Source organism: Bacillus swezeyi, from assembly GCF_001969815.1.
Classification (GTDB): domain Bacteria; phylum Bacillota; class Bacilli; order Bacillales; family Bacillaceae; genus Bacillus; species Bacillus swezeyi.
In genome coordinates, this window is the sequence record NZ_MRBK01000026.1 from 57,140 (window position 1) to 67,194 (window position 10,055).

13 protein-coding genes and 2 tRNA genes are annotated in these 10,055 nt (G+C 44.6%); 3 read left to right on the plus strand and 12 right to left on the minus strand.

Annotation, left to right across the window (positions count from 1 at the left end):
• Nucleotides 1-34: 34 nt before the first annotated feature.
• Nucleotides 35-319, minus strand: coding sequence for a co-chaperone GroES (groES, locus tag BTA30_RS18550; RefSeq protein ID WP_003179248.1), 285 nt, complete (start codon nt 317-319; stop codon nt 35-37).
• Nucleotides 320-546: 227 nt separating this feature from the next.
• Between groES and BTA30_RS18555 the strand changes: the two genes are divergently transcribed.
• Both BTA30_RS18555 and BTA30_RS18560 read left to right on the plus strand, forming a co-directional pair.
• Nucleotides 547-1,281 (plus strand): CPBP family intramembrane glutamic endopeptidase, encoded by a 735-nt coding sequence (locus BTA30_RS18555; RefSeq protein WP_076762764.1) that lies wholly within the window; start codon nt 547-549, stop codon nt 1,279-1,281.
• Nucleotides 1,281-1,472 carry a YdiK family protein gene (locus BTA30_RS18560; RefSeq protein ID WP_076762802.1) on the plus strand — a complete coding sequence of 64 codons (192 nt, stop codon included), beginning with the start codon at nt 1,281-1,283 and terminating at the stop codon, nt 1,470-1,472. Before BTA30_RS18555 ends, BTA30_RS18560 begins: the two co-directional genes overlap by 1 nt.
• A 45-nt stretch (nt 1,473-1,517) precedes the next feature.
• On the opposite strand, the gene tatC is transcribed toward BTA30_RS18560, so the two are convergent.
• Genes tatC through moaC form a run of 4 tightly spaced genes read right to left on the minus strand, consistent with a single transcriptional unit; the run spans nt 1,518 to nt 3,667 of the window.
• Nucleotides 1,518-2,294: a twin-arginine translocase subunit TatC gene (gene tatC / locus BTA30_RS18565; RefSeq protein WP_094777356.1), complete on the minus strand. Its 777-nt coding sequence runs from the start codon at nt 2,292-2,294 to the stop codon at nt 1,518-1,520.
• A 6-nt stretch (nt 2,295-2,300) separates the two neighbouring features.
• Nucleotides 2,301-2,474 carry a twin-arginine translocase TatA/TatE family subunit gene (locus BTA30_RS18570; RefSeq protein WP_076762766.1) on the minus strand — a complete coding sequence of 58 codons (174 nt, stop codon included), beginning with the start codon at nt 2,472-2,474 and terminating at the stop codon, nt 2,301-2,303.
• A gap of 39 nt (nt 2,475-2,513) precedes the next feature.
• Entirely contained in the window at nt 2,514-3,158 is a 645-nt protein-coding gene (locus tag BTA30_RS18575) for a redox-sensing transcriptional repressor Rex (protein ID WP_076762767.1), read from the minus strand.
• Nucleotides 3,155-3,667 carry a cyclic pyranopterin monophosphate synthase MoaC gene (gene moaC, locus BTA30_RS18580; RefSeq protein WP_076762768.1) on the minus strand — a complete coding sequence of 171 codons (513 nt, stop codon included), beginning with the start codon at nt 3,665-3,667 and terminating at the stop codon, nt 3,155-3,157. The genes BTA30_RS18575 and moaC overlap by 4 nt, the downstream gene beginning before the upstream one ends.
• Nucleotides 3,668-3,814: 147 nt before the next feature.
• Here moaC and BTA30_RS18585 point away from each other — a divergent pair, with 147 nt between their 5' ends.
• Nucleotides 3,815-5,743, plus strand: a complete 1,929-nt coding sequence (locus BTA30_RS18585) for an ABC-F family ATP-binding cassette domain-containing protein (protein ID WP_076762770.1) — start codon at nt 3,815-3,817, stop codon at nt 5,741-5,743.
• A 238-nt stretch (nt 5,744-5,981) separates the two neighbouring features.
• On the opposite strand, the gene tsaD is transcribed toward BTA30_RS18585, so the two are convergent.
• The 7 genes from tsaD to BTA30_RS18620 form a co-directional block, all read right to left on the minus strand.
• Entirely contained in the window at nt 5,982-7,007 is a 1,026-nt protein-coding gene (tsaD, locus tag BTA30_RS18590) for a tRNA (adenosine(37)-N6)-threonylcarbamoyltransferase complex transferase subunit TsaD (RefSeq protein WP_076762772.1), read from the minus strand.
• Nucleotides 6,997-7,455 carry a ribosomal protein S18-alanine N-acetyltransferase gene (rimI, locus tag BTA30_RS18595; protein WP_076762774.1) on the minus strand — a complete coding sequence of 153 codons (459 nt, stop codon included), beginning with the start codon at nt 7,453-7,455 and terminating at the stop codon, nt 6,997-6,999. The genes tsaD and rimI overlap by 11 nt, the downstream gene beginning before the upstream one ends.
• Nucleotides 7,456-7,467: 12 nt before the next feature.
• A complete protein-coding gene (gene tsaB, locus BTA30_RS18600) occupies nt 7,468-8,160 on the minus strand; it encodes a tRNA (adenosine(37)-N6)-threonylcarbamoyltransferase complex dimerization subunit type 1 TsaB (protein WP_076762776.1) in 693 nt (230 codons plus the stop codon).
• Nucleotides 8,141-8,617 (minus strand): tRNA (adenosine(37)-N6)-threonylcarbamoyltransferase complex ATPase subunit type 1 TsaE, encoded by a 477-nt coding sequence (tsaE, locus tag BTA30_RS18605; RefSeq protein ID WP_076762778.1) that lies wholly within the window; start codon nt 8,615-8,617, stop codon nt 8,141-8,143. Before tsaE ends, tsaB begins: the two co-directional genes overlap by 20 nt.
• A gap of 7 nt (nt 8,618-8,624) precedes the next feature.
• Nucleotides 8,625-9,608 (minus strand): thiamine-phosphate kinase, encoded by a 984-nt coding sequence (thiL, locus tag BTA30_RS18610; protein WP_076762780.1) that lies wholly within the window; start codon nt 9,606-9,608, stop codon nt 8,625-8,627.
• A gap of 169 nt (nt 9,609-9,777) precedes the next feature.
• Nucleotides 9,778-9,854 (minus strand) — tRNA-Asp (locus BTA30_RS18615).
• Nucleotides 9,855-9,915: 61 nt separating this feature from the next.
• Nucleotides 9,916-9,992, minus strand: a tRNA-Met gene (locus BTA30_RS18620).
• Nucleotides 9,993-10,055 lie beyond the last annotated feature (63 nt).

Genomic DNA, 10,055 nt, shown 5'->3' on the forward strand with positions numbered 1-10,055 from the left:
CAGGATTGTGTAAAGATTTGATTTTATTTATGTCTTAGCCGATAACAGCTAAAATGTCGCTTTCACGCAAGATTAAGTAATCCGTACCTTCATACTTCACTTCGGTACCTGCATATTTTGAGAAGATAATGCGGTCGCCTGTTTTAACTTCTAATGCAACGCGCTCTCCGCTCTCTAATACACGGCCTGAACCGGCAGCAACCACTTTACCCTCTTGGGGTTTTTCTTTTGCGGAGTCAGGAAGTACGATTCCGCTAGCAGTTTTTTCTTCAGACTCAACGAGCTCAATGACAACGCGATCACCTAATGGCTTTAACAATGAAACAACCTCCTCAATATTTTCATATGTAATTTTAGCACTCGCATCTGTTGAGTGCTAACACAATTATTATAATAAAGAATCTCCCAGGCAATTTCAAGTGATAAGATTAAAATTTTTTGCGCTTACATTTTTTAATGCTCATCCTTATCACCCTATAATTTAAAAAGAGGTGTGTTACAATAAACATAGTCTGTATTACATTTTAGAAAAGGAGTACATACGGCTTGAGAAAACAATATTGGTTTATTATTTTGACATATGTCCTCATGCAGTTGTCGGCTGCTGTCGGCCTTCCCCTGCTGTACTTTTTAGGCGTGGGAAGAGGCATGGCGCCCGCCGAAGCAAAGCTTACACTGACAGGCGTGTGGTCGGTCATCGCCTTTCCCCTCTGCCTTGTCATCGTGCTGCTGATCCTGAGGACGGTGCCGAAAACAACGCTTCGCAACGGTTCGAAAGCATCTGTTGGAGCATCTATCGGATGGGCTGCGGGCGGTGTTTTTCTTGCCCTGTTTGCCCAATCGATTGCCGCTTCGATCGAAATGAACTTGTTCGGGGTCAACCCGGAATCGGAAAATACACAGCGCATCATGGAAATCATCAGCACATTGCCGCTGATGATGTTTGTCTCTTCTGTGTTCGGTCCGATCCTTGAGGAAATCATTTTCAGAAAGATTATATTCGGCGCGATCTACGAAAAAACTAATTTTTTCATCGCCGCTCTCTTTAGTTCCGTGATCTTCTCGGTTGTCCATATGGATTTCTCACACCTTTTAATTTACACGGCAATGGGATTCACATTCGCCTTTTTATACGTCAGGACAAACCGGATTATCGTTCCCATTTTCGCCCATGTCGCCATGAATACGCTTGTTGTCTTGCTGCAGACTTTCCGAGGGCCGATTGAAGAATATTTGGAGCGATTGGAGAAATTGCAGTTGATTATTGGAGGATTTTTATGATGAGAAGCCCTAAGTTTTGGGGATTGATTTATTTGTTGACAGGCGTGCTGTTTACATATCTGGCAGCTACCTCACCGGGAAACATGTGGTCTTTTTACACCATTCTTCTGATGCTTTTCGCTGCCTATAATATCAGCATTTCCTTTAAAATGTTCGCCTTGTCGAGCAAGCTGAAACGAAAAGATCAATAACCCTGTGATAGAAAAGAGCCATTCTCGGAATATGAGGATGGCTCTTTATTTGATTTGGTCTTTTAAAAACGCTTGATTTTCCTCTTGGATAACTGTTTTTTGCGCCTGCCTGTAAGATATTCTGGAAATCACGATACTGACCTCATATAGGAATAATAAAGGCACTGAAACCATTAAATGAGACAAAAGCTCGGGCGGTGTGATGAGCGCCGCAATGACAAACAAAACAAAGTAAGCATACTTTCTGATCTTTGCCAAAAACATGGGCGTCACCAGTCCGAGCCTTGTAATAAACATGATGACCACAGGCATCTGAAACAATAAGCCGAAAGGAAGCGTTAATTGCAGCAGAAACTGAAAATACTCATGTACTCCGATGACTTGATTTACATGCAAATCATCGGAGATTCTCGTCATAAAATCAACGACAAACGGAAATAAAATAAAGTAAGAAAAGGCAATGCCGCCTAAAAAGAGTATGATCGATACCGGAATATAGCTGAGCGTCACTTTGCGTTCTTTCTTATACAGCCCCGGGCTGATAAAAGCCCACAGCTGATATAAAATAAGCGGCGAAGTCAAGACAGCGCCGATAATGAAGGCGAACTGCACATACACAAATAAAGGGTCTGTCAGCTTGAACGCATTAAGCGTCAGCCGTTTCGCCTCATCCGTCTGCTGCAGATAAATGATCAACGGCTTTGCCAAAAAAAAGCCTGCTGCAACAAAAACGGCAAAAAAGAAAAAAATGATCACGAACCGTTTTCGAAGTTCTGTGATATGTTCTACCAGCGACATTTCTTTTCCCTTCATAAATGTCATCCTATCCTACTGATCTTCTTTCTTTTTATCGGAATCGTCATCTGCTAACCCTTTTGTTGCATTTTTAAATTCCCGCAACGTATTTCCCGCCGCTTTTCCAAGCTCGGGAAGTTTTTTCGGGCCGAAAATCAAAAGCGCCACCACGACGATTAAAATAAAGCTTCCAGGACCGATCGGCATAAAGCCTGCCCCCTTTCCTTTATTTTTAAGTTTCCCGTTTTACTTTTCATTCATTGAATAATGTTTCAGAAAATACACGAGTGACTGAAGTTCAACCGCCAAATCTATATGATGAATCCGAATGTGTTCCGGCACATTCAAACGAGCCGGCGTAAAATTAAGAATGCCTTTAATGCCCAGCGCAACAAGCCTGTCTGTAATGGATTGCGCGGCTTGGGCCGGAACCGTCAAAATGGCGACGGGTATATCATCTGTCATATGCTCTTCAAGCTTGTTTAAGTCATAGACGGGAACGCCGCCAACTTCCGTCCCGATTTTGTGCTCATTGATATCAAAAGCCATTGCAATTTTAGTATTATTGTTTTTGATAAAATTGTAATGGAGAAAGGCTGTCCCTAAATTTCCCACGCCAATGAGCGTTACGTTTGTCATTTCATCCTGATCAAGCGTCTTTCTGAAAAAGGACAGCAGATAATTGACATTGTAGCCGTACCCTTTTTTACCGAGCGCGCCAAAGTACGAAAAATCCCTGCGGATTGTCGCGGAATCGACCTTTACGGCATCGCTCAGTTCTGCGGATGATACACGCTGTTTCCCGGATGCATGAAGGTTTTTTAAAAAACGATAATATAACGGCAGCCGTTTCGCTGTCGCTTGCGGAATTTTTGAATGATCCATGTTCATAAGCGATCCTCCATGTCTACATCAGCTTTTTCCCTTTTATAGTCACCGTTTTTTCCGCCTGTCTTTTCTGCAAGACAGGTCGGGCCTATCACCATTCCCTTATCCGCCGCTTTACACATGTCATAGACGGTAAGCGCACATACGGAAGCAGAAGTTAACGCTTCCATTTCCACACCTGTGCTCCCTTTTGTCTTGACTTTAGACTGAATGTGCAAGATGCTTTTCTGTTCTTTTTCCTCCCATTGAAAGGCAATATCGACTCCCTTGAGGGCAATCGGATGGCACATCGGGATGATAACTGATGTTTGTTTTGCAGCCATGATGCCGGCCACTTGCGCCACTGCCAAAACATCGCCTTTTCCCATTTCTTGATTCTTGATTTTTTCATGCACGTCTCTGTTCATTGACACGCTTGAAATGGCCACAGCAGTGCGGACTGAAGCTCCCTTTTCACTTATATCAACCATCTTCGCTCTGCCTTGTTCATTAAAGTGTGTAAATTCATTCATGATCATAACTCTCCTTATAACGATCATACACTATTTTCTTCGTTCTGTCTTTTTCTTTTGGTTAAAATCTTCCAGACCCCGCTTAATTGTTTGCTGACTGCTATCTGATAGGCTACACTTAAACTAGCAAACAAGAGGTGAAATATCATGATGATCTTACAAGTCAATCAGCTCTCAAAATCATTTGGAGCCGATTCTATTTTAACGAATATAAAGCTGGAAGTCAGATCACGGGATCGGATTGCAATCGTCGGACGCAACGGTGCCGGAAAATCTACTTTTTTAAAAATTATTGCCGGACGGCTGTCTTATGAAGAAGGAGAAATCATCAAGCCGAAGGATTTGACGATGGGCTATCTTGATCAGCATTCAGGGCTTGACTCCAAGCTGACAATTAAAGAAGAGCTCCTGTCGGTATTTGATTTTCTGAAAAAGATGGAAAAAGAGATGCGTTCAATAGAAGAACAAATGGCGCACGCTGATCCAGACAAGCTGGAATCCTTAATGAAAACATATGACAGACTGCAGCAGGAGTTTAAAGACAAAGGCGGCTATCAATATGAAGCTGAAGTCAGATCAGTGATGCACGGGCTTGGATTTGCCGGATTTGACGACTCAGCCCGCGTACAGGACTTGAGCGGAGGGCAAAAAACAAGGCTTGCTCTCGGAAAAATGCTTCTGACAAAGCCGGATCTGCTCATTCTCGATGAACCGACAAACCACCTGGACATCGACACGCTGACATGGCTGGAGCAATATTTGCAAAACTACAGCGGAGCGATTTTAATCGTCTCCCATGACAGGTACTTTCTCGATAAAGTTGTCAACCAGGTTTATGAGATTTCCCGATCCCAAAGCAAAAAATACAGCGGAAACTACAGCTCTTATCTTAAATTGAAGGCGGAACAACTTGAAAAAGAAACGAAGCTTTATGAAAAGCAGCAGGACGAAATCGCCAAGCTGCAGGACTTCGTCGACCGCAATTTAGCCAGGGCTTCAACGACAAAGCGCGCGCAGAGCAGAAGAAAACAGCTTGAACGAATGGAAGTCATGGACAAACCATTGGGAGATGAAAAGTCGGCGTCCTTCCGCTTTGACATTGCAAGACAAAGCGGAAACGATGTGCTCCGGGTTGAGGATTTGACGATCAGCTATCAGGATCAGCCCCCGCTCCTCCGCTCATTGGCTTTTCATATTGCGCGAGGGGAAAGCGTGGCGCTCGTCGGCCCGAACGGAATCGGCAAATCCACTCTGTTAAAAACGCTGGTTCAGAAGCTGAAGCCTGTAACGGGATCGATTTCGACAGGCTCACATGTCTCCATCGGCTATTATGACCAGGAACAGACTGAGCTGACCTCGTCAAAACGCGTGCTTGACGAACTTTGGGACGACTATCCGGAGATGAATGAGAAAGATATCCGAACCTGTCTCGGCAACTTTCTGTTCTCTGGAGATGATGTGTTAAAGCCGGTACACGCTTTAAGCGGCGGAGAGAAAGCACGGCTCGCACTTGCGAAACTGATGCTTCAAAAAGCCAATTTTCTCATTCTTGATGAGCCGACAAACCATCTCGATTTAGACAGCAAGGAAGTATTGGAAAACGCTTTGATCGATTATCCGGGAACGATTTTATTTGTCTCTCATGACCGCTATTTTATCAACCGCATCGCAACAAAAGTATTTGAACTTTCTCCTGAAAGAGTCGAAGAATATTTAGGGGACTACGATTATTATACAGAAAAAAAAGCACAGCAGCTGGAGCTTGAAGAATTGGAAAAACAACAAGCGGAAGAGCGGAATCAGTCTGTATCAGAAAAGGCGGGAACAAAACGCAGCTATGAAGAAGAAAAAGAGTGGAAAAGAAAAGAACGCCAGCGTCAGCGCCGCATAGAAGAAATCGAAACAAGAATTACGGCCATCGAAGGTAAAATTGAACAGAACGAAGAGCTTCTTTGCGAACCAGCTATCTTTCAAGACCATGAAAAAGTCCAGGATATCCACGCTGAAAATGAAGAATTGAATGATGAGCTCGAACAGCTATTATCAGAATGGGAAGCACTTTCTACAAATGAATAAATCCAAAAACCGCTTCTGGAATGAAGCGGTTTTTTTCCACAAAACAAACCCTTTGTTAAAAACAAAGAAAGCGTTTTATCCACATTATCCACAAAAATATAATGTTTATACACAATGTTAACAGGTAAAAAAGCTCTATAGAACAAGCTTTAAAATATTATACACAGGCCTGTGGATACATGTTAATAATATGTTAGTAACATGTATTTCGTAAAAAACCCCCACTTTTTGTGAGGTTCTAATAGGAAGTCAGTTCTAAGCCGGGCTGGCCGTTCATATCATATCTTCCCCTGATGCCTTTTTCAAAAGCGACGGTTCCTGCAGCTGCAATCATTGCCGCATTATCGGTGCATAGTGAAAGGGGCGGAATCAGGAGCTGAATATCCGTATAGCTGCTGAATGTCTTCTCAAGAGCCGTCCTAAGCCCTTTGTTTGCGGCAACCCCTCCTGCAAGCAATACTTGCTTGACGCCGTATTCCTTTGCAGCACGTTCCGTTTTTGTCACGAGGACATCAATGACACTTTCTTGAAAGCTCGCGGATAAATCTTCCGGGGGAATGGTTTCTCCCTTTTGTGAAGCATTGTGAAGCGTGTTGATAACCGCCGATTTGAGGCCGCTGAAGCTGAAATGATACGACCCCTCTTCAAGCCATGCGCGCGGCAATGGCACGTTTGCTTCGCCTTTTTGAGCGAGTTTGTCAATGTGCGGGCCTCCCGGATAAGGCAGACCCATTGTTCTTGCCACTTTATCATACGCTTCACCTGCCGCATCATCGAGCGTTTCTCCAATGACTTCAAATGATCCGTGTTCTTTCATATACACGAGTTCGGTATGTCCTCCTGAGACGACTAGCGCAAGCGCCGGAAAATCAATTTCCCGGACAAGCCGGTTGGCATAAATATGTCCGGCAATATGGTGAACGCCCACCAGCGGAATATTGCGGGCAAAACTCAGCGCTTTTGCCGCATTTACGCCGATCAGCAAAGCGCCGACAAGGCCGGGTCCTTCGGTTACTGCAATTGCATCCATATCATCAAAAGTCATTCCCGACTGTGAAAAGGTTTCTTCCAGCACAATCGTCATCTGCTCCACATGATGCCTGGACGCGATTTCAGGGACGACCCCCCCAAATCGTTTATGGCTTTCAATTTGAGACGCAACTACGTTTGCGACAATTTCTGTACCGTTTTTAACGATGGCGGCGGCGGTTTCGTCACAGCTTGTCTCAATTCCCAATACATACAGATCTTGTTTATGATTCATTTAGTCTCACCCACATTAATAATGCATCTTCTCCATTGTCAGTATAGTAATTTTTCCGAATTCCTCCCGGCTGAAAACCGAGTTTTTGATATAAGCTTTGCGCAATATGATTTGATACCCTCACCTCTAAAGAAAGCTGGACTGCCTTCTTCATCCGGCACAGCTTCATGGCGGCTTTTAGAAGAGCTTCCCCTAAATGGCGGCCTCTGTATGCAGGTGACACAGCAATGTTGGTAATCTGTGCATCATCCATCACAATCCAGATCCCGCAGTAGCCGATGACTTGGTCTTCTATTTCGAGAACAAGATAATGCGCATACATATTGTGACCAAGCTCATGGTGAAAAGACTCTTTTTTCCACGGAGATGAAAAAGAGATTCTTTCAATTTCAAACACTTGATCCACATCTTTTGGCGCCATATCGCGTATGACCATTTGAGTATTCATGGCTTCACCCGTTCACTTTTGTTTTTCCAGCCATACGGTTTCCGCTTCAGCCAGGCGAATATAGTTTGGAACAAGGCCGTGTACAGGTTCAGGCTCTTTAGTTTCTCCGATCAACGCCAATTCAGAAGGCCGCGGAAGCTGAAGGGCAGGCCCTGCAATCACAGCCTGCTCGCCGAGTATCTGCTTGATCAAGTCCCTGTGTATTTCAGTATCATTGCCTAAAAACAGGACTTGCTGTTCCATTGCTTTCAGCTTTTTAAGCCAATCTTCAAACAGAATATTTTGATCCTCTTCTAAAGCCTGAAGTCTGCTATTGTCATCATAGCGATAAAGTCCTGTATAAACCTGCCCGCGCCTGGCATCAAACAACGGACAAATCAAGCCGGGGAAAAAACGGCCGTTGGCAGCCAGCACTTCAAGGCTGGAAACGGCCGCAACCGGAATATTCAACGACCATGCAAGCGTTTTTGCGATCGTGATGCCAATCCGAACCCCAGTATAAGATCCCGGTCCTTTCGCCACGGCAATTTTGGTCAGATCGCCAGGCTGAAGTCCGCATTCTTTAAGAAGCTCATCAATTGCCGGCATCGCCCTGACAGAATGATTTTTTTTCAGATGGGATATATGCTCGGCTATCACTTTTCCATCTCTGGTCAAAGCAGCCCCAAGTGTTAAGTTTGATGTATCAATCGCAAGTATCGTCATGTTTACTTATCTCCTTGCAAAGATTTTCGTACCTGCTGCCTTTTGGAGAAAAGGTCAGCTTTCGTTCATCATCGCCAAGCCGTTTTATGACAATTTCAAGGCGATCCTTTGGAAGCTGCTCATCGATCAGATGAGCCCATTCCACGAGGCAGACTCCTTCTCCTTCAAAGTACTCATCTAATCCGAGATCTTCCGCCTCATCTTCCACTCTGTAGACATCCATATGATACAGCGGAAGAGCACCGTCACGGTATTCTTTTATGATGGTGAAGGTCGGACTGCTGACAACCCGCTGAATGCCGAGTCCTTCCGCAAACCCTTTTGTAAAGGTCGTTTTGCCGGCTCCAAGATCGCCCTCCAATGTAATGACATCCCCAGGCTGAACATATCTGGCGGTCAATCTGGCAATATCCTTTGTTTGTTCAGGTTCTGTCGTTTTCCATTCTACTGTTTTCACCTTTATGTCACCTGTCTTGTTTAAAATGATTGTATCCTTTTTTCTCTAGCCGAACGGAGTCTTGTCCGTTATGATAGAAAACTTGTGCATCTCCAGATTGATGAATGCGGCCGATCTGATAAATCGGGATTCGGTGAACGGAGCAGTCTTGATAAAAATGTTCCCACTGGTCGCCTGAAATCGAACCGACTAGCTCAAAATCTTCGCCGCCGAACAGGACCCACTCTTCCCACCTGGTATGCAGTGTATGTAAATCCGAATGTACGGGGATTAAATCTTTATATATGTCAATGGAGACACGGCTTGCTTCAGCAATTTCATTTAATTCGCTGGCAAGTCCGTCACTGATATCGTTAAGCGCCACATGGTGATAGCGTGAACAGATCAAACCGGCTTCCACCCTCGGAGTCGGTCTTTTATGCCGATTGATAAAATATTTCGCCTGGGCCTTATTCTTTATCGGTGTTTTCTCCAATAAAAACGACAGGCCCGCAGCTGATGAACCCAGTTCTCCTGTCACAAAAACGACATCTCCCGGTTGTGCGTGGCTTCGCAGACAAGCTTTGCCTTTTTTGATCTCGCCGATCACCGTAACGGTTATCACCATCTGTCCTTTGGTCGAGACGGTATCACCGCCGATTAAGTCCATTTGATATAGTTTCGCCAGTTTGCTCATTTCTTCATACATGGCTTCCATATCCGAAGCGTGCCAGCCGAAAGGAACCGCGATTGAGACGAGATAATACTTCGGAAAACCTCCCATTGCGGCAATATCGCTTATGTTTACGGCCAAGGCTTTATATCCGATATCAGCAGGCGTTGAATGTGAGGAAAGAAAATGGACGCCGTCCACCATGGTATCGACGCAAACAATCTCCTGATATCCATTTTTGGTATGATAAACAGCGGCATCGTCTCCGATGCCGATTTCAATTTCCTGATGAGAAAGCGAACGAGGCGTAATCCTGTGAATCAGATCAAATTCGTCCATAAGATAACATGCTCCTTTGCTGTTACAAGCGGCAATCAAAACACTATCACTAGTTTAACGAATTCTCCGCAATTATCCAAGAAATAAAGAAAGCTTGGCTGAACCAAGCTATGATCTGAAAGAAGACATAAAAAAAAACGAAACATCATGATTTCGTTTGAGTACAACATGGCGGTCCGGACGGGACTCGAACCCGCGACCTCCTGCGTGACAGGCAGGCATTCTAACCAACTGAACTACCGGACCAATATTTTTTCATTATTTTGACAGCACCCTTAAGGCACTCCTCAATAAATTTTTAATAATTTGGTTGCGGGGGCAGGATTTGAACCTGCGACCTTCGGGTTATGAGCCCGACGAGCTACCGAACTGCTCCACCCCGCGATAATATTAAACAGCTTGGCGGCGTCCTACTCTCACAGGGGGAATCCCCCAACTACCATCGGC

What these genes read in the sequence shown, in the direction of transcription:
- tatC (WP_094777356.1), bottom strand. Translation starts at nt 2,294, where the DNA reads ATGACATTTATGAAGGGAAAAGAAATGTCGCTGGTAGAACATATCACA.
- BTA30_RS18585 (WP_076762770.1), top strand. Translation starts at nt 3,815, where the DNA reads ATGATGATCTTACAAGTCAATCAGCTCTCAAAATCATTTGGAGCCGAT.
- BTA30_RS18570 (WP_076762766.1), bottom strand. Translation starts at nt 2,474, where the DNA reads ATGCCGATCGGTCCTGGAAGCTTTATTTTAATCGTCGTGGTGGCGCTT.
- rimI (WP_076762774.1), bottom strand. Translation starts at nt 7,455, where the DNA reads ATGAATACTCAAATGGTCATACGCGATATGGCGCCAAAAGATGTGGAT.
- moaC (WP_076762768.1), bottom strand. Translation starts at nt 3,667, where the DNA reads ATGAATGAATTTACACACTTTAATGAACAAGGCAGAGCGAAGATGGTT.
- BTA30_RS18560 (WP_076762802.1), top strand. Translation starts at nt 1,281, where the DNA reads ATGAGAAGCCCTAAGTTTTGGGGATTGATTTATTTGTTGACAGGCGTG.
- tsaD (WP_076762772.1), bottom strand. Translation starts at nt 7,007, where the DNA reads ATGAATCATAAACAAGATCTGTATGTATTGGGAATTGAGACAAGCTGT.
- tsaB (WP_076762776.1), bottom strand. Translation starts at nt 8,160, where the DNA reads ATGACGATACTTGCGATTGATACATCAAACTTAACACTTGGGGCTGCT.
- BTA30_RS18575 (WP_076762767.1), bottom strand. Translation starts at nt 3,158, where the DNA reads ATGAACATGGATCATTCAAAAATTCCGCAAGCGACAGCGAAACGGCTG.
- thiL (WP_076762780.1), bottom strand. Translation starts at nt 9,608, where the DNA reads ATGGACGAATTTGATCTGATTCACAGGATTACGCCTCGTTCGCTTTCT.